A 24,581-nucleotide genomic window follows, 5' to 3' on the forward strand; every position below is an offset into this window, starting at 1 on the left:
GGGGACTGGGGTAGGCTGTCGCTTCCCCCAACGCCTGGAACCTGTGCCATGCCTCACCTGAACCTGGAATACAGCGACAACATGCGCGAGCTGAATGTCGAGGTACTGCTGTTGCGCCTGAATCACGCCCTGGTCGGCAGCGGCCAGTTTGCCGATGAGGCGGACATCAAAAGCCGCGCCCAGGCGTTCGCCCATTACCGGGTGGGCACAGCACCGGCCGAGCGGGCGTTTGCCCATGTGCGCCTGGCCATCCTCAGCGGGCGCCCGGCGGAGGTAAAGAAGCAATTGTCCGCCAGCTTGCTGGAGGTACTGCGTGAGGCCATACCTGAGCAGGCGGGCGCAGACCTGCAATTGTGCGTGGAAGTGCTGGATATCGACCGCGAGCCTTACGCCAAGCTTCGCTTGCCAGGCTGACCGCCGTCGGCGCAGATGTTCGTCAGGTTTCACCCGCAGTGCCCGCGCCGTATATACTGCGCGCCAATGTTTGTGGGAGAGCCTCGTGGCCATCGAAATACACTGGATCCGTGACGACCAGACCCTGGCCGAACTCTGCCAGAGGTGGCGCACATTGCCCTTTGTGGCGCTCGACACCGAATTCATGCGGGTCGACACCTTTTACCCGAAAGCCGGCCTGATCCAGATCGGTGACGGCGAGCGGGCTTATCTCATCGACCCGTTGCTGATCGGCGACTGGCAGCCGCTGGGCGAACTGCTAGAGGATGCCGGCGTGGTCAAGGTGCTGCATGCCTGCAGCGAAGACCTCGAAGTGCTGCTGCGCCTGACCGGCAAGCTGCCGCAGCCGCTGTTCGACACGCAGTTGGCCGCGGGCTACCTGAACCTGGGCTTCTCCATGGGCTATTCGCGCCTGGTCCAGGAAGTGCTGGGCCTTGAGCTGCCCAAGGGTGAAACCCGCTCGGACTGGCTGCAGCGCCCGCTGTCGGACACCCAGGTCAGCTACGCCGCCGAAGATGCCGTGCACCTGGCCGAACTGTTTGCGGCCTTGCGCCCCCGGCTGTCCGACGACAAGTACGCGTGGGTGCTGGAAGACGGTGCCGAACTGGTGGCGGCGTTGCGCCGTGAGGTCGAGCCCGAGACCCTGTACCGCGATGTCAAGCTGGCCTGGAAGCTGGGCCGCCAGCAACTGGCGGTGCTCCGCGAGCTGTGCGCCTGGCGCGAGCGTGAAGCACGCAGCCGCGATGTGCCGCGCAACCGTATCCTCAAGGAACACTCGCTGTGGCCAATGGCCAAGAACCAGCCGGACAACCTGTCGGCCCTGGCCAAGATCGATGAAATGCACCCACGCACCATCCGCCAGGATGGCGCCTTCCTGATCGAGCTGATCAAGCGCGCCGCCAGCCTGCCGCCTGAGCAATGGCCGGCCACGTTGCCCGAACCGCTGCCGATCGAAGCGGCCGGCATCCTCAAGCGCCTGCGCGCCATCGGCCAGGCCGAAGGCGAGCGCTTGGGCATTGCCCCGGAGCTGATGCTGCGCAAAAAAGCCCTGGAAGCCCTGCTCAAGAGCGGCTACCCCAATGGCCCTTATCAACTGCCCGATTCGCTGCGCGGCTGGCGCCGTGAGCGGATGGGCCAGGCCCTGCTGGACGACCTGGCGGGCGCCGGAGAAACCCGATGAAACGTATCTGCTCGATCTACAAGAGCCCCCGCAAGAACGAAATGTACCTCTACGTACTCAAGGCCGAGGGCCTTGAGCGCGTGCCCGAGGCGCTGCTGCCGTTCTTCGGCACGCCCGTGCATGCCTTCGACCTGGTGCTGAGCCCCGAGCGCAAGCTGGCCCGCGAGGACATCGTCAAGGTGCTGGACAACCTCGAAAACCAGGGTTACCACCTGCAGATGCCGCCGGCCGAGGACGAGTACATCGAGCATTTGCCGGAAGAACTTCTGCGCCGAAACGACCCGGTCTGACCCGGCCACTCTCCCTTCACACCCCAAGGTGGCCCGCATGCCGGGCCGCCTGCGTTGTCTGCCAAGGTTGTCACTTTGATGCGCGTTCTGATCGCTGAGCAGGATCATGCCAACTACGCCCGCCTGCTGGCTGAAGCGGCCCCGGACCTGGAAATCCTGACCAGCGGCGATTCCGCCGAACTGGCCTTGCAGGCACCCCAGTGCTCGGTCTGGCTGGGCCAGCCAGACCTGCTTGCCAGTCTGCTGCGCCAGGGCCACAAGCCGGCCTGGATGCAATCGACCTGGGCCGGCATCACGCCCTTGCTGGCCGATGGCTTGCCGCGTGATTACCGCCTGACCCGTGCGGTCGGCATCTTTGGCCAGGTGATGGCCGAGTACATGCTCACCTATATGCTGGGGCACGAGCGCGAAGTGCTGTCTCGGCTGGTGAGCCAGGTGGAGCGCCGTTGGGACGACCGCCCGGGGCGCACGCTTGAAGGGCGCAAGGTGTTGATCGTGGGTACCGGCGATATCGGCCAACGCGTGGCCGAATTTCTCTTGCCGTTTGGCGTGACCCTCTATGGCATCGCCAGCACGCCCCGCGAGCAGGCGCCGTTCGTCGAGGTCGCCGGGTTGGCTGATTTGCCACGGATGGTCGGGCAGGCCGATTACGTGCTCAACCTGTTGCCGGATACCCCGGCAACCCATGACCTTTATGATGCCGCGCTGTTCAAGTGCTTCCAGCGCAGTGCACTGTTCATCAATGCCGGGCGTGGGGTGGCGGTGGTCGATGCTGACCTGGTCGAGGCGCTGAAGCAGGGGGATCTGGCGGGCGCGGTGATCGATGTGTGCCGGCAGGAGCCGTTGCCGCAGCGTCACCCGTTCTGGACGGCGTGGGGGTTGTTGCTGACCGGGCACAGCTCGGCACCGACTTCGCCGGCGGCGATGGTACGGCTGTTTGTCGAGAACGTGCGGCAATACCAGGCAGGGCAAGGGTTGCGTGGCGAAGTGGATTTCGCGCGGGGCTATTGAGCTGCAGCCGGTCGCTACTGACAAGCGGTCTGGCATTGCCGAAGGCCAGGCTCTAGACTGGCGCCGCCATGGCGCCCAGCTACAAACACTCAAGCTGCAAGCCACCAGAAAAAAGCCATACGCGCCGCAATTGCCTGGAGCTTCCAGCATGAAGCCTGGCGCAGGCCCAATGCAGGAAACCCGTGTGATGATCGCTGAAAGCGCGCCGTTCTGGCGGCGCAAGACCCTCGAACAACTCGACCCGCAAGAGTGGGAATCGCTGTGTGACGGCTGTGGCCTGTGCTGCCTGCAAAAGCTCGAGGACGAGGACGACAACAGCGTCTATTACACCCGTATTGCCTGCAAGCTGCTGGACATTAACACCTGCCAGTGCAGCGACTACCCCAACCGTTTCGCCCAGGTGCCCGATTGCATCCAGCTCACCCCTGGCAAGGCGGACCAGTTCAAGTGGCTGCCGAGCACCTGCGGGTATCGTCTGGTCAGCGAGGGCAAGGACCTGCCGGCTTGGCACCACCTGGTCTGCGGCGACCGCAGCCAGGTGCATGAACAGCGCATTTCCCAGTCGGGGCGTATGCTCAGGGAGCAGGATGTGGACGAAGACGACTGGGAAGACCACCTGATTTTTCGCGCCAGCTGAGCGGCATCCTCCGTCGCCTCTGGGGAACAAGGAGTTTCTGTATGCGTTGCCAGCTGTTGCTCCTGCTGGGCCTTGTGGCCAGCTCGCCTGCCTGGGCGAAGAAAGTCGACCTCGACTACCAGGTGCGGCTGTTGTCTGCCAATGGCCAGGCCGAAGTGCGCCTGACCCTGGCAGACGGCAATGCCGTGCGTAGCCTCGATTTTGACCTGGGCAAGCAGGGCGCTTATAGCGGTTTCCAGGCTGACGGCCAGTGGCAGGTGCAGGGGGAGCGCGGCGTGTGGCACCCGGCGGCGGGCAAGACCAGCCTCAGCTACCGGGTCAAGCTGGACGAGAAAGTACGCAGCGGTGCCTATTCCTCGCGCATTACCCCTCACTGGGCGTTGTTCCTGGGTGACCAGCTGGTGCCACCGGCACGCCTTGACCAGCAAGACGGCACCGAACTGGTGGCGCGCTTGTCGGTCGACCTGCCTGAGGGCTGGAAAAGCATCGAAACCTCCTGGCCGCGCATCGGCAAGGACAAGTTCCGTATCGACAATGTATCGCGCCTGTTCGATCGCCCGACTGGCTGGATGCTGGCCGGCGACCTTGGCAGCCGACGTGCGCGTCTGGGCGAGACCGACGTGACGGTGGCGGCCCCGGTGGGGCAGGGCATGCGCCGCATGGACAATCTCACCCTGCTGACCTTCGTCTGGCCGCACCTGCAGGCGGTATTCCCACGCAACCCGGCAAAGCTGCTGTTGGTGGGGGCCCGTGATGGCATGTGGCGCGGAGCAATGGCAGCGCGGGGCTCGATATACCTGCACAGTGCCCGGCCCATGGTCAGCGAGAGCGGTAACAGCCCTGTGCTGCGTGAACTGGTGCAGCTGTTTGCGCAGGTTCATGTGAGTGCTGACAGCGACTGGCTTGGCCAGAGCCTCACCGATTATTACGCCAACGAGTTGCTGCGCCGGGCCGGGGGTGTGAGCGATGACCGCTACCAGGTGTGGCAGGCGCGTTTGCAGAAGCAGGGGGCCAAGGTCACCCAGTTGCGCGGCGAGCGGGCAAGCCCGGCCCAGGTTGCCCGTGGTGTTTTGCTGTTGCAGGCGCTGGACAAGGAGATCCGCATCCACACCCAGGCCAAGCGCTCACTGGATGATGTGACCCAGGCGCTGATGCGCTTGCCGAAGGTGAGCACCGAGGAGTTCGTGCAGATCAGTGAGAACGTGCTGGGGCGGCGATCCGAGGTCTTGCAGAGCAAGGCGTTGCGTTAGCTTGCAGGCTGGCCCTGCTGGCGACAGGGCCATTAAAAACAACTGATCAACTACCCGTGAGCGGGTCTTTCCCCGTTACCGTCACCCCGCGCGTCGCCGCCTCGGCACTGCGTTTGAGCGCCTCCAGCTCCGTCGCACTGCGTTCGATGTCCGAGCGCAAACGGTGGTATTCCTGGCGATGTTTCTGCCACCAGGCCTTGGTCGAGCAATGGCCGCTGATTCCGCGAGCCACCGCAAGGCCACCGACCGCCATCTGCAGCAGCCCGACCAGCCCGCCGTGGCGCATACCCTTGGTGAACATCAGCGCACCCCCGGCCAGTGAACCGACCCGTTCCAGGCCCTGTACGTTATGGTCCTGTGACGCCGTAGTGGAATGAATATCGAGCATGGCAAGCCCTCCATCTGAAGTGTAAGCAGCTGACCAGCTGCCCGCTGCACACGTTCAGTCGGGTTGCCAAGTGGTCGCAATTGCCAGTGTTGGGAGGGCGCTGCGCGTTGCCCGGCTACTTGAACTTGGGGCCCGAGCGGGTATTGAGCCCCTTGGCCAAACGGTCGTATAGCACCACATTCACCGTCGCGGCGAGGTTCATGCAGCCTTCGGTAGGGATGTAGATGGTTTCTTCACACCATGCGCGCACGCTGGCATCGAGACTGCCGTCTTCCGGCCCGAAGATATAGATGGCGCGATCAGGGTGGGTGTATTCAGGCAGGGGCCGTGCACCTTCCACCAACTCCACTGCAACGGGTGTGCAACCCAGCGGGATGATGCGCTGCAGGTCGTCGATGCCGATCAGCGGAATATCGTAGTGCACGCGCTTGGTGTCAGTGACGAAGTCGCGGGCGCGCTCGTAGCGCTTGCCGGTGTAGAACACCGAGTTGACGCCGTAGCAACCCGCTGCGCGCATCACCGAACCTACGTTCTCTGCAGATTTTGGGTTGAACAGGCCGATGCAGCTGTACCGTTTGTTTGCCACGTGCCGGGGCCCTTCGCAAAAAAAGCGCGATTATACGGGCTCGCCGGCGGCAGCGGGGGGCTGTGTCGACAGTCAGTCTTTCTTCAGCAAGCCAGCCAGCCCGGCGAACGGGTTGTGCGTGGCCTTGGCGATGCTCGGGGTGCTGGTGGAGCCTTCGCTGAAGTACTGCTGGTCGGTATAGCGCGAGTGCTCGTTGTCGTGGCAGTACAGGCACAGCAGCTCCCAGTTGGAGCCGTCCTGGGGGTTGTTGTCGTGGTTGTGGTCACGGTGATGCACGGTCAGCTCGCTCAGGCGCTTGCCGGCGAACTCACGGGCGCAACGGCCGCACACGTGCGGGTACATTCTCAAGGCTTTGTCGCGGTAGCCCATCTCTTTGTCGCGCTTGGCGTCGGCGAGGATGCGGTCGAGGCGGGCGGTGGCGGCGGACGTGGATGCCGAACTCATGGTGTTTCCTTTGTTCTGATCAGGCAGGTAACGGTTATGCCAACGAGTCTAGCGCGCTTGCAGGGCAAGCGGACAGGCGGAAACGTGTATTAAGGCGTAGCCTGTAGGAATGTTCAGACAGGAGGTTGCTGATGTTTCATGCGATCCTCGCCGCGCTGCTGTTAGCCGGCCTGCCCTTGGCGCATGCCGCCGGCACGCCGCCGCGTATCACTACACCGGTGCCCGGGGCACCTGGCACGGCAACGCCCACGCCGTACCCTCAGATTACCCCGAGCACTGTACCCAAGGCCTACGACAGCCAGCCCGGCGCGCCGCTGCTGCCGCCCATGCCGGTGCCCGGGCCGCCGAAGGATCAGCCATTGCCTGGTTTGCGTACGGAACCGCCCAAGCCGCCGGCGAATGATGACTAAAGCGCCAGGCGCTGCCCGTCCTGCATCCGCAGGCGTTTCGACAAGGCTACGGCCAGTGCGCGGATGATCCGCGCGGCGATGCGTGGGGCTTCGTTGAGCATCTTTTCCAGCGAATCCTTGCCCAAGGTCAGCAGTAGGCAGTCGCTGGCGGCCAGGCAGCTGGCCGAGCGGCGCTCGCCGTCGAGCACGGCCATTTCGCCGAAGGCGCGGCCACTGCGCAGCGTGGCGATTTCTACCTGGGCGCCGTGGGCGTCGGTCTTGCGCACTGAAACCACACCATGGTGCAGGATGCACATGAAGGTGCCGGCGTCGCCTTCGTTGAAGATGGTTTCGCCTTCGACCAGGGTGGCGAGGCTGAAGTAGCCTGCGGCGGTATGGAAGTCAGCGGGCTGCAAGGTATCGAACAGGTCGCAGTCCATGAGCATGTCGCGGATTTCGGCGCTGAGATGGGTCTGGTCGGGCATGTGTCGTTCTTCTTGGCGGGTGTTGTCCGAAAGTTTCTGGGCGGCCCCGATCGTCGGCTTGCCGGCAATCAGGGCCATTGGCCCTGCGACCCTATGACAACGAAAAGCGCGTTTTACACCACGCCCAGCTCATTGAAGACGAACGCATATTCAAGTGCCACGTCTCGCAACCCCTGGTAGCGCCCACTCATACCGCCGTGGCCGGCCCCCATTTCGGTCTTGAGCAGCAGCAGGTTGCTGTCGGTCTTGCGCGTACGCAGGCGCGCCACCCACTTGGCCGCCTCCCAGTACTGCACGCGGCTGTCGTTGTAGCCAGCGACCACCAGCATGGCCGGGTAGGCCTGGGCGCTGACGTTCTCGTAGGGGGCGTAGGCCTTGATCCGCTCATACACCTGCGGCTCTTGCGGGTTGCCCCATTCGTCGTACTCGGTGACGGTCAATGGCAGCTCGGGGTCGAGCATGGTGTTGAGCACATCGACGAACGGCACTTCGGCGATGGCGCAGCGGAACAGATCCGGGCGCAGGTTGAGCACTGCGCCCATCAGCAGGCCTCCGGCGCTGCCGCCACTGATGGCCAAGCGGTCGGAGGCTGTCACGCCTTGGGCAATCAGGTGTTCGGCGCAGGCGATGAAGTCGCTGAAGCTGTTGTGCTTGTGCTCCTGCTTGCCGGCGCGGTACCAGGCTTCACCCAGCTCGCCGCCACCGCGCACATGGGCGATGGCAAAGGCCACACCGCGTTGCAGCAGGCTCAGGCGGGCGTGCGAGAACCACGGGTCGAGGCTCTCGCCGTAGGCACCGTAACCGTACAGGTAGAGGGGGACCGTCTTGCCCTGGTCTTGTTTGCGGCGCACCAGGCTGATCGGCACCTGGGTGCCGTCGGCGGCGGTGGCCCACAGGCGTTCGCTGACGTAGTCGTCAGCATCGAACTCGCCCAGCACCGGGGTTTGCTTGAGCACTGTCTGCGCGCCCGTGGCCAGGTCCAGCTGACGCACCTGGGCCGGGCGGTTGAGTGCCTCGTAGCGCAGGCGGATGCGCGTGCTGGCGAACTCCAGGCTGTCCTGTACGTACAGGCTATAGGCCGCGTCAGGCAACTCGACGCGGTAGGCCGGCGTGCCTTGCGGGCGCACTTCGATGATCGGCAGGCCGCCTTCACGCAGGCTCAAGGTGAGGGCGCTGGCGTTGAGGCTAAGGCCTTCGAGCATGATGTCGTCGCGGTGCGGCACCAGCACCTGCCATTGCTCGCGGGTGGGCACCTGGTCTGCCGCTGCCTGGTACAGGGCGAAATTGATGCCGTCCTGGTTGCTGCGGATGAACCAGCGCCACTGGCCATCGAGCTGGCCGTGGTCGGGGAAATACTCGTGGCCCTCGGCGCGCGGTGCCAGGCAGGTAAATGCCGCCCGTGGCGTTTCAGCGTCCAGCACCCAGGCTTCGCTGGTGGTCTTGCTGTTGAGCAGCAGGACCAGCTGGCGCTCGGAGCTGGCGCGGTAGCAATGCAGGAAAAAACGCCCGTCCGGCTCTTCGAATACGGTCTGCGCGCCGGTTTCGCCCAACGTGTGACGGCGCAGCCGCCACGGGCGGTGGGTGTCGTCCAGTTCGGCAAAGAACAGCGTCTGGCTGTCATTGGCCCAGGTCAGGCTGCCGTCGCAGTCGTCGAAGGGCAGGGCGGTCAGGTTGCCGCTGGCCAGGTCCTTGACGTACAGGGTGTAGACCTCGTCGCCGCTGGTGTCGAGGCTGTAGGCCAGCAGGCGGTGATCGGGGCTGACGCTGAAGCCGCCAAGGGCCAGAAAGCCGCCGTTGGCCAAGGCGTTGGGGTCGAGCAGCAGCTGTTCCTGGCTTTCGTCCACCGTGTTGGCGTCATCCGCAGGCCGTGGGCAGCGATAGTGGCGCGGGTATTCATCGCCTGCCGTGGTGCGGGTGTAATAGAGGTACGGGCCCCAGGGGGAGGGCAGCGACAGGTCGGTTTCCAGGATACGGCCCTTGATCTCTTCGAACAGCTGTTCGCGCAGGGGCGCCTGGTCGGCCAGGCAGGCTTGCTGGTAGGCGTTTTCGGCCTGCAGGTACTCGAGCACCTCAGGGGTGTCGCGCTGTTGCAACCAGGCGTAAGGGTCGGTGGCCTGGTCTTGGCGGGCGATGGGGGGCTGGAGCGCGTTGGGCATCGGGGATCTCTTGGCTGGGGGGCGCCTGCGCCCGGAAAAGTGTTTATCATAGGCAACTCTTTGCCTGGCTTGCACGATCACCATGACCGAGAACGACTATACCCTCGCCTGGGGCCTTTACGCTGTTGCTGCCCTGGGTTGTCTCTGGGTGGGTTTCAAACTCACTGGCTGGATGTGGCGCTGGCTACGTGAGCCGCTGCGGGTGATCCTCGCGGTCCTGTTGTTGACGCCGACCGTCGTCGACCCGGGCAAGGATGCCATGGCCCCGGCCATCGCCATCACTGCCCTGGACGTTGCCTTCAAGGTGGGCAACAACGCCTGGCGCGCGGTATCGGACTTTGCCATGTACGGCCTTATCGCCTTTGGCCTGTACCTGGCCTTCGTGCTGCTGCGCTGGCCGCTGGAAAAGCGTGCCCGCGAGCGTCGCGAGCAGCAGGAGGCCGCCGCCAAACGCCTGGCTGCCGAGGATGATCAAGTGGGTGTCGGGGCGCCGCTGGCCGCCGAACGCGGTGACCGTTACCGCAATGACCCACCGCCTGCCGCACCTTCTGGTGGCCGGGTCGAGCCACGTCTGTAAGCGGAGGCATCACCATGTGCGAACTGCTGGGCATGAGCGCCAACGTCCCCACCGACATCGTCTTCAGCTTCACCGGCCTGATGCAGCGCGGCGGCCGTACCGGCCCGCACCGTGACGGCTGGGGTATCGGTTTCTACGAAGGCCGCGGCCTGCGGCTGTTCCAGGACCCGGCAGCGAGCAGCGAGTCGGAAGTCGCCAACCTGGTGCAGCGTTATCCGATCAAGAGCGAAGTGGTCATTGGCCACATTCGCCAGGCCAATGTCGGCCAGGTGTGCCTGTCCAATACGCACCCGTTCGTGCGCGAGATGTGGGGCCGTAACTGGTGCTTCGCCCACAACGGCCAGCTGGGTGCGTTCAAGGGCGAGGCGACCTTTTACCGGCCGGTGGGGGACACCGACAGCGAAGCCGCTTTCTGCGACTTGCTCAACCGCATCCGCGCGGCTTTCCCTGAGCCGGTCGCAGTGGAACAGCTGCTGCCGGTGCTGGTCGAAGCCTGTGCCGAGTATCGCGGCAAGGGCGTGTTCAACTGCCTGCTCAGCAATGGTGACTGGCTGTTCTGCTTCTGTTCGACCAAGCTGGTACACATTACCCGTCGCGCCCCCTTTGGCGCGGCGCGTTTGAAGGATGTCGACCTGATCGTCGACTTTCACACCCAAACCACCCCCAATGACGTGGTCACGGTGATTGCCACCGAGGCCTTGACCGAGAACGAGACCTGGCGGCGCTACGAACCCGGCCAATGGGGCCTGTGGCGGCACGGAGAGTGCGTTTCGCAAGGCCAGAGCTAAGGACGCTGCATGTTCAGAAGTTACCTGCGGTTGCTGCTGTTCACCTTCGGCCTGCTGGCCGGTATCCAGGTGCCTGGGCTGGTCAAGGACTACAGCCAGCGGGTCGAGGCGCACCTGTTCGAATCGCGCCAGGCACTCGATGGCTTCAAACAGACCGCCGAACGCTTCTTCAAGGGCGATTTGCAGGCGCTGGTGCGGCATTACCGCAGCAGTGACGATGTGGTGTTCAACAGCGATGCCAACAGCATAGAAAGCCTGCTGATCCGCAACCAGCTGCTCGAGAACGAGTGGCAGGCGCTGCAAGGCTCGTGGGTCAGCCGCACCTGGCATGTGCTGGTGCAGCCCGACCCGCAAATGCGTGAAGAGACGCTCAAGGGGTACAGCTATCAGATTCTGCTGGTGCCGGAGGCGATTGGCTGGGGCGTCGGTGCGGGGTTTGTGCTGGCGTTTGTCGTCGAAAGCCTGTTGCTGGGAATTGCCTGGGTCATTCTCGGTGGGCGGCGCAAGGCGGTGAAAGAGAGCTGGCGTTGATCCCTGCTGGGTCAGGCCCGGCTCTACCGCCGGCAAGCCGGCTGCCACAAATAAATCACTGTCCGTGAGAGCTGTGAGAGCCGGTACAGATACTAGCGTTTGTCAAACCAACACAATCCGCTGCCCTCCCACATCCCGCGCATAGCGCTCCAGCACCTGCCGGCACACCCCGACTACCTCATCCACTAGCGCCACCCCGGTCTGCCAGGCCACCACCAGTTCCAGGCTCGGCGGCGGCTGCAAGCCTTCGAGCAGCACCAGTTCGCCCCGGCTCAGTTCGGCGTCCACCAGCGCGGGCGGCAGCGCACCAATGCCGAAGCCGTCGCGCAACAGCCGTGTGATCGCCGCCACCGAGTTCACGCAGTTGAGCCGTGGGGTTTCGGCCCCTGCGGCCTGCAACAGGCTGAGCACTTCCTGGTGCGGTCGTGAGTTCTTCGAGAACGTGACGATCCGCTCACGCCCAAGCTCGGCCAGCGAGGCGTAGTCGCGGTGTTGGGCTGAGCCGGCCGCCACCACCCAGCCCATCGGGTAGCGCGCCAGGTCCAGGCTGCGGATCGACTGTTCGCGCAGCAGGTCGGTTTGCAGGATCACGTCGAGAAAGCCTTTTTGCAGCTGTTCGCGCAAGTTCAGTGCAGTATCGGCCACCAGCTCGATTTCCACCTGCGGGTAGCGTTCGCTCAACTCGGCCACCAGCGCGCTCATCCAGGTGTGGATCACGGTGTCCATCACGCCAAGCCGGATGCGCCCGACCTTGGCCCGGTCGCTGTCCAGCGACTGTTTCATGGCCTTGGCGGTGTCGAGCATGCGCTCGGCATACTCCAGCACCTTGCTGCCCTCCGGGGTCAGGCTGACGCCGCGTGAATCGCGCAGCAGCAGCTTGACGCCCAGGTCGGCTTCCAGTGCCGCGATGCGGCTGGAGACCGACGCCTGGGTGGTGAAAAGTTTCTCGGCGGTGAGGCGGAAGCTCTTGAGCCGGGCGACCCAGACGAAAGTTTCGAGGAAGCGTAGGTTCATGATCAGTTTTTCTTGTTCCAGACCGGCGGTTTTTCTCGTTGGACTCGGGCGCTGCGGGCTCTGAACATGACGCACAGGCCGCGACGCCAGACGTCGCCCATAAAACAATACCAACAAGCCGAGGCAAGCATGAACCCAAGCGGCGTGCAGCAACAGGTGCAATCCCCACCTTCGACCGGGCCGTTCGCCTGGTACCGCGACATCGACTCCCAGCAACGGCGCACGTTCTGGAGCTGCAAGATCGGCTATGGCCTGGATGGCATGGACACCCAAATGCTCAGCTTCGTCATCCCTACGCTGATCATGCTGTGGGGCATCACCACGACCGAAGCCGGGCTGATCCACACCAGCACCCTGATTGCCTCGGCTATCGGCGGCTGGGTCGCCGGCATCCTCTCCGACCGCATCGGCCGCGTGCGCACCTTGCAACTGACGGTGCTGTGGTTCGCCTTTTTCACCTTCCTCTGCGGCTTCGCCCAGAACTACGAACAGTTGCTGATCGCCCGGACTCTTATGGGCTTTGGCTTTGGCGGCGAATGGACCGCCGGCGCGGTGCTGATCGGTGAGGTGATCCGCGCTCAGGATCGTGGCAAGGCGGTGGGCATGGTGCAGTCCGGCTGGGCCATCGGCTGGGGCCTGACGGCGATCCTCTATGCGCTGCTGTTCTCCTGGCTACCGGCGGAGCAGGCGTGGCGCGCGCTGTTCCTGCTGGGGCTGGTGCCGGCCATTTTCGTGATTTTCGTCCGGCGCCTGGTCAAAGACCCTGAGGTGTATCGCCAGGCCAAGGCGGTGCAGAGCGCCGAGGCGCCCTCGCAGTTCTACGAGATCTTCGCCCCCGGCATGCTCTGGACCACAATACGTGCGTCGCTGCTGACCACCGGTGCGCTGGGGGGGTACTACGCCATCACCTCGTGGCTGCCGACCTTCCTCAAGAACGAGCGCGGCTTGAGCGTGCTGGGTACCGGTGGCTACCTGGCGATGGTGATCGTCGGCTCCTACATCGGCTATGTGGTCAGCGCTTACCTGTCTGACATTCTGGGGCGCAAGAAGAACTTCATCCTGTTCGCCGTGGGCTCGTTCATCATCGTGCTGCTGTACACCCAGATGCCGGTCAGCGATGGCGTGATGCTGTGGCTGGGTTTCCCGCTGGGCTTTTTTGCCTCGGGCATCTTCAGCGGCATGGGGGCCTTCCTCACCGAGCTGTTCCCCACCCGCATCCGTGGCTCGGGGCAGGGCTTCTGCTACAACATCGGCAAGGTCATCGCCGCGATGTTCCCCTTGCTGATCGGCCTGCTTGGCCAGAAGGTGCCGCTGGGGCTGGGCATTGGCGGGTTCGCTGCGGTGTCGTACGGTGTGGTGATTCTGGCGGCCTTGAGCCTGCCGGAAACCCGCGGCAAACACCTCCAGGCGCGTTAAGGTAGGCACATGAACATCGACACGGGAGCACGCCAGGTGAAACGCCTGCGACTCAATTGCGACATGGGTGAAAGCTTCGGCAGCTGGCGCATGGGCCTGGACGCCGAGGTAATGCCCTACATCGACTGCGCCAACATCGCCTGCGGCTACCATGCCGGCGACCCCGGCACCATGCGCCGTACCGTGGCCCTGGCCCTGCAGCATGGCGTGACCATCGGCGCCCACCCGGCCTACCCGGACCTGGTCGGCTTCGGTCGCCGCTCCATGGCCTGCAGTGCCGAGGAAATTCGCGATCTGCTGCACTACCAGATCGGCGCTCTTGACGGTATCTGCAAGGTCCAGGGTGGCCGAGTGGCCTACATCAAGCCCCACGGCGCGCTGTACAACGACATGATGGCCGACCCGCTCAAGCTGCGAGCCGTGCTCGAAGCCGTGGCGGCGTATGACGCTGGCTTGCCCTTGATGCTCATGGCCACTGCCGACGACAGCGCAGCACAAACCTTGGGTGACGAGGTTGGCGTGCCGCTGTGGTTCGAAGCGTTCGCCGACCGCGCCTATACCGCCAGCGGCCATTTGCTGTCGCGGCGCCTGCCGGGTGCGGTTCATCACGATTCGGCCCTGGTGGTCGAGCAGGCCTTGCGCCTGGCCCGTGGTGAAACGCTGTTGGCCGACGATGGCAGCGCCTTGCGCCTGCACGCCAGTACCCTGTGCGTGCACGGCGACAATGACAGCTCGGTGGCGGCGGTGCGGCAGATCCGCCAGGCCCTCGATGCGCTGGGGCCGGCATGAAGCTACGTATCGAAGTGGTTGCGATCGACAGCCTGATGGTGCGCCTGTTCGACCGGATCGACGAGGCCAACATGCCGTGGCTGCTCGCCGCGAGCCACCGCTTGAGTGCCGCCTTCGGTGAGCACCTGGTGGACCTGGTGCCGTCCTACACCACGCTGATGGTGCAGTTCGATATGCCGCCAGGGCAGGCGAGGGCGTTGATCGACCAGGCGCTGGAGGGGCTGCAGCCAGACGCGGGCGCCAGCGGTCGCCGGCAAGAGATTGCCGTGTGGTACGACGCCAGTGTCGGCCCTGAGCTGCCGCTGCTGGCCGCACGCAGCGGCTTGAGCGAGCAAGAGGTGATCCGCCTGCACAGTGAGCGTGAGTACCCGGTGTTCGCCCTTGGCTTCGCTCCGGGGTTCGGTTTCATGGGGCTGGTGGACGAACGCCTGGCATCCCCGCGGCTGAGCACTCCGCGCAAGCGCGTGGCGGCCGGCAGTGTCGGCATTGCCGAGCGCCAGACTGCGGCCTATCCCGCCGTGTCGCCTGGCGGCTGGAACCTCATAGGGCGCACTCCGGTTCGCCTGTTCGACCACGAGCGTGAAGGCTACAGCCTGCTGCAGCCGGGCGATCGGGTGCGCTTCGTGGCGGTGTCCCATGCCGAGTTCCTGGCATTGGGTGGTGACGACAGCCCGTTGGAGGCACAGGCATGACGCAATTGAAAATCGAAGCCAGCACCGCCTTGTGCCAGTTGCAGGATGCCGGGCGCTTTGGTGTGCGGCACCTGGGGGTGACCCAGGGCGGTGCGCTGGATTGGGTGGCGATGAATTGGGCCAACTGGCTGCTGGGCAACCCGTTGGGTGCGCCGGTGGTCGAGGTGGCGCTGGGCGGCTTCACGGTAGTGGCCGAGCAGGATTGCGTACTCGCCCTGGCCGGTGCCGACCTGGATGCTCGTGTCGATGACCAGCCGCTGGCACCCTGGCGCAGCTTTGCCTTGGCCAAGGGCCAGCGGCTGACCTTGAAGCAACCGAAGCAGGGCGTGCGTGCTTATCTTGCGGCGCCGGGCGGGTTTGAAGGTGAAGCCGTGCTGGGTAGCTGCGCCACTGTTGTGCGTGAAGCACTGGGTGGCACCGATGGGCGAGGGGCCGCGCTAGGCAAAGGGCAATTGTTGGCGTTTGCCGGCACGCAGCCGGCCCAGCGCGAAGTGCCAGAGGTGCTGCGCCCCCATTATCGGCAAAAGCCCGTGCTCAATCTGGTCATGGGCGCGCAGATCGGTGATTTCAGCGGTATGAGCCTGTTCGAGGCGTTCAACCGTGACTGGACGCTGGACAGCCGTGGCGACCGCATGGGCATTCGTTTGCTCGGGCCGCAGCTTGTTTATCAGGGCGCGCCGATGATTTCGGAGGGTATTGCGTTAGGGGCGGTGCAGGTGCCCCCGGACGGGCAGCCGATCGTGCTGCTCAATGACCGGCAGACCATCGGTGGCTATCCGCGGCTGGGGGCGTTGACGCCGTTGGCGTTGGCGCAGTTGGCCCAGTGCATGCCGGGGGCGGCGGTGCGGTTCAGGGCGGTGGTGCAGGAAGAGGCCTGGCGGGAGCAGCAGGCTTGCCTGAACGGTTGGCGGTGACGCTACCGGCGCTACCGCCGGCAAGCCGGCTCCCGCGGGTACCCCACAAGGCTCAAATGCTTAGTTGTAACTGTGGGGCTTGCCGGCGATAGGGTCGGTACAGGCCAAACTACTTGGACAGATACCGCATGCCATCCTCCAACCCTTGCAAGGTCAGCGGATACATCTTGTCCTCGATCAGGTCACGCACCAGGTGTGTCGATGCCGTGTAATCCCAGGCCTGTTTCGGATACGGGTTGATCCAGATGATCTTCTTGAATTTCTCCATGAAGCGCTGCATCCACACATACCCGGCCTCTTCGTTCCAGTGCTCCACACTGCCACCGGGCTGGGTGATCTCGTAGGGCGCCATGGCCGCGTCGCCGACGAACACCACCTTGTAGTCATCGCCGTATTTGTGCAGCAGATCGAAGGTGGAGAAGCGCTCCGAAGTACGCCGCAGGTTGTTCTTCCACACTGATTCATAAACGAAGTTGTGGAAGTAGTAGTACTCCAGGTGCTTGAACTCGGTCTTGCAGGCCGAGAACAGCTCTTCGCAGACTTTGACGTGGGCATCCATCGAGCCGCCGATGTCGAACAGCAACAGCAGCTTGACCGTGTTGCGCCGTTCGGGGCGCATCTGGATGTTCAGCAGCCCGGCGTCACGTGCGGTATGGTCGATGGTGCCGTCGATGTCCAGCTCCTCGGCGGCGCCTTCGCGGGCGAACTTGCGCAGCCGGCGCAGGGCCAGCTTGATGTTGCGCGTGCCCAGTTCGACCTGGTCGTCGAGGTTCTTGTACTCGCGCTGGTCCCAGACCTTCACCGCCTTGCCCTGACGTTTGCCGGCGTCGCCCACGCGGATGCCTTCAGGGTTGAAACCGCCAGAGCCGAACGGGCTGGTGCCGCCGGTGCCGATCCACTTGTTGCCACCGGCGTGGCGTTCCTTCTGCTCTTCCAGGCGTTTCTTGAACTCCTCGATCAGTTTGTCCAGGCCGCCCAGTGACTGGATCTGTGCACGTTCCTCATCCGTCAGCGAGCGCTCGAACTCCTTGCGCAGCCAGTCTTCAGGGATCAGTGCTTCGAGGTGCCGGTCGAGGTTTTCCAGGCCTTTGAAGTAGGCCGAGAAAGCCCGGTCGAACTTATCGAAATGGCGCTCGTCCTTCACCAGGATGGCCCGTGCCAGGTAGTAGAACTCGTCCATGTCGGCGAACACCACGCGCTGTTGCAAGGCGTTGAGCAGGTCGAGCAGTTCGCGAACCGATACCGGCACCTTGGCCGCACGCATTTCGTTGAACAGGTTGAGCAGCATGGCCGGCTCCTGTCAGCGGTTGCCGCGCCGGCTCATGAAGGCCAGGCGTTCGAGCAGTTGAACGTCCTGCTCATTCTTCACCAGGGCGCCGGCCAGCGGCGGAATCGCCTTGGTCGGGTCGCGTTCGCGCAATACCGCTTCGCCGATGTTGTCGGCCATCAAAAGCTTGAGCCAGTCGACCAGCTCGCTGGTGGAGGGCTTTTTCTTCAGGCCCGGCACCTTGCGCACGTCGAAGAACACGTCAAGCGCTTCGCTGACCAGCGATTGCTTGATGTTGGGGTAGTGCACATCGACGATCTGCTGCAGGGTGTCGCGGTCCGGGAAGGCGATGTAGTGGAAGAAGCAGCGGCGCAGGAACGCGTCGGGCAGTTCTTTTTCATTGTTCGAGGTGATGATGATGATCGGGCGTTGCTTGGCCTTGATGGTCTCGTCGATTTCGTAGACGTAGAACTCCATCTTGTCGAGTTCCTGCAACAGGTCGTTGGGGAACTCGATGTCAGCCTTGTCGATTTCGTCGATCAGCAGGATCACCCGCTCCTCGGCCTCGAAGGCTTCCCAGAGCTTGCCCTTTTTCAGGTAGTTGCGCACATCGTGGACTTTTTCAGTGCCCAGCTGGGAGTCGCGCAGGCGGCTGACCGCATCGTACTCGTAGAGGCCCTGATGGGCCTTGGTGGTGGATTTGATGTGCCAGGTGATCAGGCGGGCGCCGAAGGAGGCGGCCAGCTGTTCGGCAAGCATGGTCTTGCCGGTGCCTGGCTCGCCCTTGACCAGCAGTGGGCGTTCGAGGGTGATGGCCGCGTTGACCGCCAGTTTCAGGTCGTCTGTGGCGACGTAGTCGCGGGTGCCTTCGAACTTCATCGGGAGTGTCCTCTGCGGGGGCCAGTACAGGTACGGCATGTCTTCATTGGTTGTCAGCGACTATACCCCGGCCCCAGGCGGCTGCAAACGCAGACCGGGTATTCAGTCCCTGAATGGCTCGTCACGCCTGTTCAGTCGGAATCGGGCGCAGGTTGCTCATAGCGTGCATTGAACGCCTGGACAAACCCGTTGCGCAAAATCTGCAAAAACGCCTCGAAGGCGCTGATGTTCTGTTGGTGCACGCTGCCGCTGAGTTCCACACGGGTGGCGAACTGGTTTTTCGGCTGGTTCTTCAGCACCGTTTCGCTGGCCCCGACCAGCGCTTCCCACACCGAGCGGAAAAAGCCCTTGTTCTTGTCCTCGATGTCCTGCTGCCAGTTGAACACGTCCACGTCGCGCAGCAACGGCTTGATGTAGCCATTGAGCCGGCCGTTTTCCGCCTGGGCCTCGATCACCACATCGCCGTGCCCGGCATTGAAATCGAACTTGCCATAGGCACTGGCGAAGTCGTTCAGCCTGCGCAGCTCCATGCCGGTTGCGCGCAGCCGGAACTCGAAATCATCGAAGTCGCTGAACGGGTCGAAGGTCGCGCGGCTCTGCACCCTGGCATCGCCCAACAGCAGGGCTTTAGCCTCGAAGCTGGCGTCGCGCCGGCCTTTGTCGTCCCGTACGTTGGTCAGGTTGCGAATATTGGCGTCGAGCCGGGTGGCCTTGAGGTCGACCGGCGGCTTGGAGTTGAAGTTGTGGAAGGTCAGCGTGCCGTCATCGATGCGCACATCGTTGAGGGTGATCGGCAGCAGTTTTTCCAGTTGCTGGCGCCAGTCTGTGCCCTGACCGGTCTGCGAGGCCTGTTTGTTGCCGCCGTCGACGAAGTTGAGCACCGGGCGCACAAAGGTGACTTCAGCCACCACGGCATGGTCGTACCACAGCGCGTGCCAGCTCACCGACAGGTCGATCAGTGGCGCATCGAGCAGCGGCACCGGGACTTTGCCGCTGGTCTTGACGATCTTCAGCCCGTTGATCTGGTAGGCCCCGCGCCACCAGGCCAGCTCCACGTCCGTGACCTGGCCACGGTACTCACCCATGTCCGCCAGCTTGTCGTTGAGGTAGTCGCGCACCAGGTAAGGCAGCGCCAGGTGCAGGGCCACCAACAGCACGACCAGGCTGGCCAGGCCGACCAGTGGCCAGCGATAACGGGCTTTCATCGCAGTGATCTCCAAGGCGGGTTGTGCGGTTGACCGCAGGCCGCCCGGGCGAGTTCGAACGGGCTTTACGGGCCAACGGGGCAGGCTTACCCTTTAAGCCTTCCCCGCCACTTCATGCCAAGGACCCTGCCATGAGCCGTATCTACGCAGACAACGCCCATTCCATCGGCAATACGCCGCTGGTGCAGATCAACCGCATCGCCCCGCGCGGTGTGACCATCCTGGCCAAGATCGAAGGGCGCAACCCTGGGTACTCGGTCAAGTGCCGTATCGGCGCGAGCATGGTCTGGGACGCCGAGGGCAGCGGCAAGCTCAAGCCCGGCATGACCATCGTCGAGCCCACCTCGGGCAACACCGGCATTGGCCTGGCCTTCGTCGCCGCCGCCCGTGGCTACAAACTGGTCCTGACCATGCCGGCCTCGATGAGCCTGGAGCGTCGCAAGGTGCTGAAGGCCCTGGGCGCCGAGCTGGTGTTGACCGAGCCGGCCAAGGGCATGAAAGGCGCGATCGAGAAGGCCAACGAGATCGTTGCCTCGGACCCGGCGCAGTACTTCCTGCCAGGCCAGTTCGACAATCCGGCCAACCCGGCCATTCATGAAAAGACCACCGGCCCGGAGATCTGGAACGACACCGACGGTGCGGTCGACGTGCTGGTGGCCGGTGTCGGCACCGGTGGCACCATTACCGGCGTGTCGCGCTATATCAAGCACACCCAGGGCAAGTCGATCCTCTCGGTGGCGGTCGAGCCTGTGGCCTCGCCGCTGATCAGCCAGACCCTGGCCGGTGAGGAGCTCAAGCCCAGCCCGCACAAGATCCAGGGCATCGGCGCCGGCTTTGTGCCGAAGAACCTTGACCTGTCGATCGTCGACCAGGTCGAGACCGTGACCGATGACGAGGCCAAGGCGATGGCCATCCGCCTGATGCAGGAGGAGGGCATCCTTTGCGGCATTTCCTGCGGCGCGGCGATGGCTGCTGCGGTGCGGCTGGCGGAAAAGCCAGAGATGCAGGGTAAGACCATCGTCGTAATCCTGCCCGACTCCGGCGAGCGCTACCTGTCGAGCATGCTGTTCGCCGACATGTTCAGCGAGCAGGAGAACCAGCAGTAAGCGGCAAGCTGCCCCTGCGCTCGGGTTTATTGCAAAATCTTCATGAGTGAGTTCCCGCCCGGGTTGTTTTTACCTGGGCGTGATGGGTTTATGATGGCAGGATGATTTTTGATGGGGGCAGGCAGCGCTGGCCTGCTCCCTTTCCAAGGAGTGTTGCATGACCTTTTCCTTCGTCGCCAAGGCAGGTGTCCTGCTGGTTTTTTTTGGCAGCGTGCTGTTCGTCCACCTGCGCGGCAAGGCGCGATTGCCAGTCCTGCGCCAGTTCGTCAACCATTCTGCGCTGTTCGCACCCTATAACAGCCTGATGTACTTTTTCTCCGGGGTGCCGTCCAAGCCGTACCTGGACCGCCAGCGTTTCCCTGAGCTGGACGTGCTCAAGGACAACTGGCAGCAGATCCGTGAGGAGGCCATGCGCCTGTTCGATGAGGGCTACATCCGCGCCGCCGAAAAAGACAATGACGCAGGCTTCGGGTCGTTCTTCAAGAAGGGCTGGAAGCGTTTCTACCTGAAGTGGTACGACAAACCGCTGCCGTCGGCCGAGGCGCTGTGCCCGAAGACCGTCGAGCTGGTCAGCGCCATCCCCAACGTCAAGGGCGCGATGTTTGCCCTGCTGCCCGGCGGCAGCCACCTCAACCCGCACCGCGACCCCTTCGCCGGCTCGCTGCGCTATCACTTGGGCTTGTCCACGCCGAACTCCGACCATTGCCGCATCTACGTCGACGGCCAGGCCTACGCCTGGCGTGATGGCGAGGACGTGATGTTCGACGAGACCTACGTGCACTGGGTCAAGAACGAAACCGACGTCACCCGTGTGATCCTGTTCTGCGACATCGAACGCCCGCTCAGCAACCCGCTGATGGCCCGCATCAACCGCAAGGTCAGCGCCTTCCTGGGCCGCGCCACTGCACCGCAGAACACCGATGACGAGCGGGTGGGCGGGATCAACCAGGCGTATGCCTGGAGCAAGCGCTTCAGCAACAGGATCAGCACCCGCGTGAAGCAGTTCAAGCGTGCCAACCCCAAGGCCTACCGCATCCTGCGGCCGGTGCTGGCGGTGGCTGTGGCGTACCTGCTGTATCGCTGGTTGTTCTGAAGTTTCGGTGCCTGCAGGGCCCTATCGCCGGCGACAGGGCCCAACAGGCATCACAGAAGCCAGCTATTGTCCTGGCCCTGATTCACCGCTATATTCCAGCGCATTCACCTCCCCGAAGACCTGCTCATGCCTGCCATCCTGTCCACCGCAAGCTTTGCCATCGCGCCAGTCGCGGGCGGGGCCGTGCGTGGCAGCCAGCAGCCGGCCATGATCAGTCATTACCCACCACCTGTCAGTGGCGTTGTAGGCGGCGTAGCTCCGCCTCGCTGCGTGGTTGTGCCGGGCTGACCGGCCTTTGGCCGCATCCCGTCACACGCGCAACCTACTGAACACGGTCGGCGGCTTCCCTAACTGAAGTTCACGCCCACCGTTCGGCTTATCTGCCCGAATACAGGTGCATGCATGTCTGTCTTTTCCAAAGCATCCGTGGCCTCGGCGGCCACTACCAGCCTGTTCGTCCTGCTGTGGAGCAGTGGCGCCATCGTATCCAAACTTGGCCTGGCCCATGCCAGCCCGTTTGCTTTCCTGCTGCTGCGCTCAGCGCTGGCACTCGCCGGGTTGCTGCTGATCGGCCCGTTGCTGGGCCTGCGCTGGCCGCGCACACGTGGGGCGATGTTGCGAGCCCTTGGCACCGGCTGCGTGTTGCTCGGTGCCTACCAGATCTTCTACCTGCTGGCGCTCAATACCCACGTGACCCCCGGCGTGATGGCCACAGTGATGGGAGTACAACCGATCCTCACTGTGGTGCTGATGGAGCGCCAGCGCTCCTGGCGTCGGCTGTTCGGTCTGGGCCTGGGGCTCGGCGGGCTGGTGATGGTGGTCTATCAGGGTATCAACCTCGGCGGAGTGTCGCTGGCCGGGATGCTGTTTGCCTTGCTGGCGCTGGGCAGCATGACCTTTGGCTCGATCCTGCAAAAACGCATCACCGACAACCCCATGGGCACGCTGGGCCTGCAGTATCTGGCGGGGTTTGCCATGTGCGCTGTGTTCGCGCCGCTGCAGCCACTGCACGTTGCATGGGGCAGCAGTTTCATTGGTGCGCTGCTGTGGATGGGGCTGGTGGTTTCGCTGCTGGCGACCATGCTGCTGTACCGCCTGATCGCCAAAGGTAATCTGGTCAACGTCACCAGCCTGTTCTACCTGGTGCCAGCGGTGACTGCGGTGATTGACTTCCTGATCTTCGGTAATCGCCTGGCACCGCTCAGCCTGCTGGGAATGGGGCTGATTGTGGTCGGTTTGCTGTTCGTGTTCAGCAAGCCTGCCAGTCGCATGGCCCAAGCATAGGCCGTCAGCGAAACTCTTCGGGGATGGCGTGGCGCAGCACGCCTTCCTCGAAGTCCAGGGTGCCGGCTTCGCGCTGCGTCAGCAGGTAGTAGAGCAGGGTGTCGAGTGAGCGCGAAGGCGGGACTTCGACGGCCAGCATCCTGACCGCTTTTTCGACTTCGCTGGGGCAGCCGAAATCTTCGAGTGCCGCACGAACCTGTTCCAGATCACCGCCTGCCTTCACAAGAACGCGAAATACCGAAGCGCCGCCACTGTGCAGCAAGCCTTCGAACCAGGATTGCTCGCCCTCTTCGCTGATGCTGATGGTGTCGCCAGGTGCGATGCCGTAGGCATAGAAGGGGATGCTGTCGACCTGGTAGCCAGCCGCGGTGCGTTTTGCCCAGAGGCCTTCGACCGATGCGGGTGGGTAGCCTTGGGCATCCTGCTCCAGGCGCCAGAGCACGATCTTGTAGGCTGGGGTTTGCTCGGGGGGCATGGGGCGTTACGTGTCGTGAGGGCTGCTTATCGTAATGCCCTTTGGCGTTGTTGTCTGTACTGGCCCTATCGCCGGCAAGCCGGCTCCCATCGGTAGTGCGCTGCGCAGCTCCTGTAGGAGCCGGCTTGCCGGCGATAGGGCCGGTGCAGGCCACCCAGGCTGCTAGAAGTAATACCCAATGTTTATATTGGTCCGGTAATACCAGTCATTGCTGCCCACCGAGCTGGTGCTGGTCCAGCCTGTGCCATTTTCCGCCCCCCCAAACGGGTTGGCATTGCGCGCCCAGGTCAGGTCGACCCAGGCCATGATCGGCATGGCCAGGAACTGCGCGCCAACGGTGAACATCTGCGAATCGTCCCAGTCCTGTTCATCTTTCATCATCCGGCTGTAGTCGGTATAGAGCTTGATCTTTTTCAGTTGCCCAAGCTTCGGGGTCAGCACGTCATAGCCGACGTTGACCGCTGCGATGGTGGCCTTGGAGGCGATCAGGTATGCAGGGGTCAGGCCGTTGCCGCCCATCAGCACTGCGTCGTTGCTGACGCCCGCCGGGTTCTTCGGATCGTACTCATAGCGGATCGCCTGGCCCGTCACCGTCCAGGGGCCACTGTTGAGCAGCGCGTGGACTCCGCCTGCCCAGTAATCGCCGTCGTCATGGGTGGTGGCGTTGTACAGCTCGGCAGCCGCCAGCGAGGCACCCAGCTCGGTCTTCCAGCCATCGCCGCTGAAGGTACGGGCGACACGGGCGTTGACCTGGTTGTGTTTCTCGTTGTCTTGGCGCGATTGGGTAAACGGCACGGCGTTGTCGTCGAGGTCGGCATAACGCCCGACTTCCGGTGAGTAGCGCAGGCTTGAAGGCAGCATGCGCGGGAAGTAACCCAATTGCAGGTCCCACTGCGCATCCTTGTAGCTGTATTTGAGGCCTTTGCCTGCGCTGACGCCGTAGCCCATGAAGAACGGTATGTGATAGCTCCAGCCAAACTGTGGATACGGCTCCAGGCCGAACGGTTTGAACGGCGCCCCGGCTTGCAGGTTGGCTTGGGGGCTGAAGCGGTAGCCAATGTAGCCACGGTCGATCGAGCGCTTGCCGTCGTCCTGGAACCAGTAGCCGACATCGCTGAACAGCTGGCGATGGCTGGCCTGCACATCGAGGCGGAAGGTATCGAAGAGGAAGCGGCCGTTGTTTTCGGTGGTGTCCCAGTGTTCGTCGCGGTAATTGACGCGCAGGGCGCCGCCGATATCCAGGCTGCTCTGGCCGTCGTCGCTGCGCCAGGCAATATGCGGG

General features: G+C 63.7%; 29 protein-coding genes. 18 read left to right on the plus strand and 11 right to left on the minus strand.

Features of this window, described 5'->3' with window-relative positions:
- The first annotated feature begins 48 nt into the window (after positions 1 to 48).
- The 6 genes from BLX42_RS18830 to BLX42_RS18855 all read left to right on the plus strand — a co-directional run bounded on the left by BLX42_RS18830 (position 49) and on the right by BLX42_RS18855 (position 4,821).
- Positions 49 to 414 carry a 5-carboxymethyl-2-hydroxymuconate Delta-isomerase gene (locus BLX42_RS18830; RefSeq protein WP_161872373.1) on the plus strand — a complete coding sequence of 122 codons (366 nt, stop codon included), beginning with the start codon at positions 49 to 51 and terminating at the stop codon, positions 412 to 414.
- Positions 415 to 499: 85 nt separating this feature from the next.
- Entirely contained in the window at positions 500 to 1,633 is a 1,134-nt protein-coding gene (rnd, locus tag BLX42_RS18835) for a ribonuclease D (protein WP_115274087.1), read from the plus strand.
- Positions 1,630 to 1,923 (plus strand): YcgL domain-containing protein, encoded by a 294-nt coding sequence (locus BLX42_RS18840; protein WP_012315722.1) that lies wholly within the window; start codon positions 1,630 to 1,632, stop codon positions 1,921 to 1,923. Before rnd ends, BLX42_RS18840 begins: the two co-directional genes overlap by 4 nt.
- Before the next feature lie 78 nt (positions 1,924 to 2,001).
- The gene (locus tag BLX42_RS18845; RefSeq protein ID WP_161872374.1) at positions 2,002 to 2,934 is read left to right on the plus strand and encodes a D-2-hydroxyacid dehydrogenase; all 933 of its coding nucleotides are present in this window, start codon (positions 2,002 to 2,004) and stop codon (positions 2,932 to 2,934) included.
- 187 nt (positions 2,935 to 3,121) lie between these two features.
- A complete protein-coding gene (locus BLX42_RS18850) occupies positions 3,122 to 3,571 on the plus strand; it encodes a YcgN family cysteine cluster protein (protein ID WP_161872384.1) in 450 nt (149 codons plus the stop codon).
- A gap of 41 nt (positions 3,572 to 3,612) precedes the next feature.
- Entirely contained in the window at positions 3,613 to 4,821 is a 1,209-nt protein-coding gene (locus tag BLX42_RS18855) for a hypothetical protein (RefSeq protein WP_161872375.1), read from the plus strand.
- A gap of 46 nt (positions 4,822 to 4,867) precedes the next feature.
- Here the strand turns inward: BLX42_RS18855 and BLX42_RS18860 are convergent, their stop codons facing one another.
- The 3 genes from BLX42_RS18860 to BLX42_RS18870 all read right to left on the minus strand — a co-directional run bounded on the left by BLX42_RS18860 (position 4,868) and on the right by BLX42_RS18870 (position 6,239).
- On the minus strand, positions 4,868 to 5,209 hold the full coding sequence (locus tag BLX42_RS18860) for a DUF2892 domain-containing protein (protein ID WP_046788018.1): 342 nt from the start codon (positions 5,207 to 5,209) through the stop codon (positions 4,868 to 4,870).
- A gap of 115 nt (positions 5,210 to 5,324) precedes the next feature.
- Positions 5,325 to 5,795 (minus strand): RNA methyltransferase, encoded by a 471-nt coding sequence (locus BLX42_RS18865; protein WP_033699757.1) that lies wholly within the window; start codon positions 5,793 to 5,795, stop codon positions 5,325 to 5,327.
- A 72-nt stretch (positions 5,796 to 5,867) separates the two neighbouring features.
- Positions 5,868 to 6,239, minus strand: a complete 372-nt coding sequence (locus BLX42_RS18870) for a YajD family HNH nuclease (protein WP_012315716.1) — start codon at positions 6,237 to 6,239, stop codon at positions 5,868 to 5,870.
- A gap of 131 nt (positions 6,240 to 6,370) precedes the next feature.
- On the opposite strand from BLX42_RS18870, the gene BLX42_RS18875 reads away from it, so the two are divergent.
- Positions 6,371 to 6,649: a hypothetical protein gene (locus BLX42_RS18875; RefSeq protein WP_125925087.1), complete on the plus strand. Its 279-nt coding sequence runs from the start codon at positions 6,371 to 6,373 to the stop codon at positions 6,647 to 6,649.
- On the opposite strand, the gene BLX42_RS18880 is transcribed toward BLX42_RS18875, so the two are convergent.
- Both BLX42_RS18880 and BLX42_RS18885 read right to left on the minus strand, forming a co-directional pair.
- Entirely contained in the window at positions 6,646 to 7,113 is a 468-nt protein-coding gene (locus BLX42_RS18880) for a Crp/Fnr family transcriptional regulator (RefSeq protein ID WP_115275498.1), read from the minus strand. The two genes, BLX42_RS18875 and BLX42_RS18880, sit on opposite strands and share 4 nt — an antisense overlap.
- 113 nt (positions 7,114 to 7,226) lie before the next feature.
- Positions 7,227 to 9,269 (minus strand): S9 family peptidase, encoded by a 2,043-nt coding sequence (locus BLX42_RS18885; RefSeq protein ID WP_161872376.1) that lies wholly within the window; start codon positions 9,267 to 9,269, stop codon positions 7,227 to 7,229.
- 82 nt (positions 9,270 to 9,351) lie between these two features.
- Here BLX42_RS18885 and BLX42_RS18890 point away from each other — a divergent pair, with 82 nt between their 5' ends.
- From BLX42_RS18890 to BLX42_RS18900, 3 genes are read left to right on the plus strand one after another with little or no spacing between them, the layout of a single operon-like run.
- Positions 9,352 to 9,846: a hypothetical protein gene (locus tag BLX42_RS18890; RefSeq protein ID WP_012315712.1), complete on the plus strand. Its 495-nt coding sequence runs from the start codon at positions 9,352 to 9,354 to the stop codon at positions 9,844 to 9,846.
- Between the two features lie 14 nt (positions 9,847 to 9,860).
- Positions 9,861 to 10,634, plus strand: coding sequence for a class II glutamine amidotransferase (locus BLX42_RS18895; protein WP_012315711.1), 774 nt, complete (start codon positions 9,861 to 9,863; stop codon positions 10,632 to 10,634).
- 9 nt (positions 10,635 to 10,643) lie between these two features.
- Positions 10,644 to 11,165, plus strand: coding sequence for a DUF2937 family protein (locus BLX42_RS18900; protein WP_012315710.1), 522 nt, complete (start codon positions 10,644 to 10,646; stop codon positions 11,163 to 11,165).
- Positions 11,166 to 11,267: 102 nt separating this feature from the next.
- Here BLX42_RS18900 and BLX42_RS18905 read toward each other — a convergent pair whose 3' ends face one another.
- A complete protein-coding gene (locus BLX42_RS18905; protein WP_046788027.1) occupies positions 11,268 to 12,179 on the minus strand; it encodes a LysR family transcriptional regulator in 912 nt (303 codons plus the stop codon).
- A gap of 129 nt (positions 12,180 to 12,308) precedes the next feature.
- Between BLX42_RS18905 and BLX42_RS18910 the strand changes: the two genes are divergently transcribed.
- From BLX42_RS18910 to BLX42_RS18925, 4 genes are read left to right on the plus strand one after another with little or no spacing between them, the layout of a single operon-like run.
- The gene (locus BLX42_RS18910; protein WP_046788028.1) at positions 12,309 to 13,595 is read left to right on the plus strand and encodes an MFS transporter; all 1,287 of its coding nucleotides are present in this window, start codon (positions 12,309 to 12,311) and stop codon (positions 13,593 to 13,595) included.
- Between the two features lie 9 nt (positions 13,596 to 13,604).
- A complete protein-coding gene (locus BLX42_RS18915; RefSeq protein WP_161872377.1) occupies positions 13,605 to 14,384 on the plus strand; it encodes a 5-oxoprolinase subunit PxpA in 780 nt (259 codons plus the stop codon).
- Positions 14,381 to 15,076 (plus strand): 5-oxoprolinase subunit PxpB, encoded by a 696-nt coding sequence (gene pxpB / locus BLX42_RS18920; RefSeq protein ID WP_161872378.1) that lies wholly within the window; start codon positions 14,381 to 14,383, stop codon positions 15,074 to 15,076. Before BLX42_RS18915 ends, pxpB begins: the two co-directional genes overlap by 4 nt.
- Complete coding sequence (locus BLX42_RS18925) at positions 15,073 to 15,990, plus strand: biotin-dependent carboxyltransferase family protein (protein ID WP_161872379.1); 918 nt, start codon at positions 15,073 to 15,075, stop codon at positions 15,988 to 15,990. Before pxpB ends, BLX42_RS18925 begins: the two co-directional genes overlap by 4 nt.
- A gap of 109 nt (positions 15,991 to 16,099) precedes the next feature.
- On the opposite strand, the gene BLX42_RS18930 is transcribed toward BLX42_RS18925, so the two are convergent.
- The 3 genes from BLX42_RS18930 to BLX42_RS18940 all read right to left on the minus strand — a co-directional run bounded on the left by BLX42_RS18930 (position 16,100) and on the right by BLX42_RS18940 (position 19,341).
- Complete coding sequence (locus BLX42_RS18930) at positions 16,100 to 17,278, minus strand: VWA domain-containing protein (protein ID WP_012315698.1); 1,179 nt, start codon at positions 17,276 to 17,278, stop codon at positions 16,100 to 16,102.
- A gap of 12 nt (positions 17,279 to 17,290) precedes the next feature.
- Positions 17,291 to 18,136 (minus strand): MoxR family ATPase, encoded by an 846-nt coding sequence (locus tag BLX42_RS18935; RefSeq protein WP_012315697.1) that lies wholly within the window; start codon positions 18,134 to 18,136, stop codon positions 17,291 to 17,293.
- A 131-nt stretch (positions 18,137 to 18,267) separates the two neighbouring features.
- The gene (locus tag BLX42_RS18940) at positions 18,268 to 19,341 is read right to left on the minus strand and encodes a DUF748 domain-containing protein (protein ID WP_161872380.1); all 1,074 of its coding nucleotides are present in this window, start codon (positions 19,339 to 19,341) and stop codon (positions 18,268 to 18,270) included.
- Between the two features lie 131 nt (positions 19,342 to 19,472).
- Here BLX42_RS18940 and cysK point away from each other — a divergent pair, with 131 nt between their 5' ends.
- The 4 genes from cysK (at position 19,473) to BLX42_RS18955 (ending at position 22,824) form a co-directional block, all read left to right on the plus strand.
- On the plus strand, positions 19,473 to 20,447 hold the full coding sequence (gene cysK / locus BLX42_RS18945) for a cysteine synthase A (protein ID WP_125924545.1): 975 nt from the start codon (positions 19,473 to 19,475) through the stop codon (positions 20,445 to 20,447).
- Positions 20,448 to 20,604: 157 nt separating this feature from the next.
- Positions 20,605 to 21,540 carry an aspartyl/asparaginyl beta-hydroxylase domain-containing protein gene (locus BLX42_RS18950; RefSeq protein ID WP_161872381.1) on the plus strand — a complete coding sequence of 312 codons (936 nt, stop codon included), beginning with the start codon at positions 20,605 to 20,607 and terminating at the stop codon, positions 21,538 to 21,540.
- 126 nt (positions 21,541 to 21,666) lie between these two features.
- On the plus strand, positions 21,667 to 21,828 hold the full coding sequence (locus tag BLX42_RS26705; RefSeq protein WP_174142309.1) for a hypothetical protein: 162 nt from the start codon (positions 21,667 to 21,669) through the stop codon (positions 21,826 to 21,828).
- Positions 21,829 to 21,942: 114 nt separating this feature from the next.
- The gene (locus tag BLX42_RS18955) at positions 21,943 to 22,824 is read left to right on the plus strand and encodes a DMT family transporter (RefSeq protein ID WP_161872382.1); all 882 of its coding nucleotides are present in this window, start codon (positions 21,943 to 21,945) and stop codon (positions 22,822 to 22,824) included.
- Positions 22,825 to 22,828: 4 nt separating this feature from the next.
- On the opposite strand, the gene BLX42_RS18960 is transcribed toward BLX42_RS18955, so the two are convergent.
- Positions 22,829 to 23,299 (minus strand): DUF4265 domain-containing protein, encoded by a 471-nt coding sequence (locus tag BLX42_RS18960; RefSeq protein WP_046788035.1) that lies wholly within the window; start codon positions 23,297 to 23,299, stop codon positions 22,829 to 22,831.
- Between the two features lie 162 nt (positions 23,300 to 23,461).
- The coding region (locus BLX42_RS18965; RefSeq protein ID WP_161872383.1) for a hypothetical protein at positions 23,462 to 24,581 on the minus strand (1,120 nt) is incomplete at its 5' end.

The organism is Pseudomonas sp. SG-MS2 (assembly GCF_009933855.1).
Taxonomy (GTDB): domain Bacteria; phylum Pseudomonadota; class Gammaproteobacteria; order Pseudomonadales; family Pseudomonadaceae; genus Aquipseudomonas; species Aquipseudomonas putida_E.

Excerpts from the sequence above, each read along its gene's own strand:
- BLX42_RS18830 (WP_161872373.1), top strand. The coding sequence starts at position 49 with ATGCCTCACCTGAACCTGGAATACAGCGACAACATGCGCGAGCTGAAT.
- BLX42_RS18840 (WP_012315722.1), top strand. The coding sequence starts at position 1,630 with ATGAAACGTATCTGCTCGATCTACAAGAGCCCCCGCAAGAACGAAATG.
- BLX42_RS18845 (WP_161872374.1), top strand. The coding sequence starts at position 2,002 with ATGCGCGTTCTGATCGCTGAGCAGGATCATGCCAACTACGCCCGCCTG.
- BLX42_RS18850 (WP_161872384.1), top strand. The coding sequence starts at position 3,122 with ATGATCGCTGAAAGCGCGCCGTTCTGGCGGCGCAAGACCCTCGAACAA.
- BLX42_RS18855 (WP_161872375.1), top strand. The coding sequence starts at position 3,613 with ATGCGTTGCCAGCTGTTGCTCCTGCTGGGCCTTGTGGCCAGCTCGCCT.
- BLX42_RS18860 (WP_046788018.1), bottom strand. The coding sequence starts at position 5,209 with ATGCTCGATATTCATTCCACTACGGCGTCACAGGACCATAACGTACAG.
- BLX42_RS18870 (WP_012315716.1), bottom strand. The coding sequence starts at position 6,239 with ATGAGTTCGGCATCCACGTCCGCCGCCACCGCCCGCCTCGACCGCATC.
- BLX42_RS18875 (WP_125925087.1), top strand. The coding sequence starts at position 6,371 with ATGTTTCATGCGATCCTCGCCGCGCTGCTGTTAGCCGGCCTGCCCTTG.
- BLX42_RS18880 (WP_115275498.1), bottom strand. The coding sequence starts at position 7,113 with ATGCCCGACCAGACCCATCTCAGCGCCGAAATCCGCGACATGCTCATG.
- BLX42_RS18885 (WP_161872376.1), bottom strand. The coding sequence starts at position 9,269 with ATGCCCAACGCGCTCCAGCCCCCCATCGCCCGCCAAGACCAGGCCACC.
- BLX42_RS18890 (WP_012315712.1), top strand. The coding sequence starts at position 9,352 with ATGACCGAGAACGACTATACCCTCGCCTGGGGCCTTTACGCTGTTGCT.
- BLX42_RS18895 (WP_012315711.1), top strand. The coding sequence starts at position 9,861 with ATGTGCGAACTGCTGGGCATGAGCGCCAACGTCCCCACCGACATCGTC.
- BLX42_RS18900 (WP_012315710.1), top strand. The coding sequence starts at position 10,644 with ATGTTCAGAAGTTACCTGCGGTTGCTGCTGTTCACCTTCGGCCTGCTG.
- BLX42_RS18905 (WP_046788027.1), bottom strand. The coding sequence starts at position 12,179 with ATGAACCTACGCTTCCTCGAAACTTTCGTCTGGGTCGCCCGGCTCAAG.
- BLX42_RS18910 (WP_046788028.1), top strand. The coding sequence starts at position 12,309 with ATGAACCCAAGCGGCGTGCAGCAACAGGTGCAATCCCCACCTTCGACC.
- BLX42_RS18915 (WP_161872377.1), top strand. The coding sequence starts at position 13,605 with ATGAACATCGACACGGGAGCACGCCAGGTGAAACGCCTGCGACTCAAT.
- pxpB (WP_161872378.1), top strand. The coding sequence starts at position 14,381 with ATGAAGCTACGTATCGAAGTGGTTGCGATCGACAGCCTGATGGTGCGC.
- BLX42_RS18925 (WP_161872379.1), top strand. The coding sequence starts at position 15,073 with ATGACGCAATTGAAAATCGAAGCCAGCACCGCCTTGTGCCAGTTGCAG.
- BLX42_RS18930 (WP_012315698.1), bottom strand. The coding sequence starts at position 17,278 with ATGCTGCTCAACCTGTTCAACGAAATGCGTGCGGCCAAGGTGCCGGTA.
- BLX42_RS18935 (WP_012315697.1), bottom strand. The coding sequence starts at position 18,136 with ATGAAGTTCGAAGGCACCCGCGACTACGTCGCCACAGACGACCTGAAA.
- BLX42_RS18940 (WP_161872380.1), bottom strand. The coding sequence starts at position 19,341 with ATGAAAGCCCGTTATCGCTGGCCACTGGTCGGCCTGGCCAGCCTGGTC.
- cysK (WP_125924545.1), top strand. The coding sequence starts at position 19,473 with ATGAGCCGTATCTACGCAGACAACGCCCATTCCATCGGCAATACGCCG.
- BLX42_RS18950 (WP_161872381.1), top strand. The coding sequence starts at position 20,605 with ATGACCTTTTCCTTCGTCGCCAAGGCAGGTGTCCTGCTGGTTTTTTTT.
- BLX42_RS26705 (WP_174142309.1), top strand. The coding sequence starts at position 21,667 with ATGCCTGCCATCCTGTCCACCGCAAGCTTTGCCATCGCGCCAGTCGCG.
- BLX42_RS18955 (WP_161872382.1), top strand. The coding sequence starts at position 21,943 with ATGTCTGTCTTTTCCAAAGCATCCGTGGCCTCGGCGGCCACTACCAGC.
- BLX42_RS18960 (WP_046788035.1), bottom strand. The coding sequence starts at position 23,299 with ATGCCCCCCGAGCAAACCCCAGCCTACAAGATCGTGCTCTGGCGCCTG.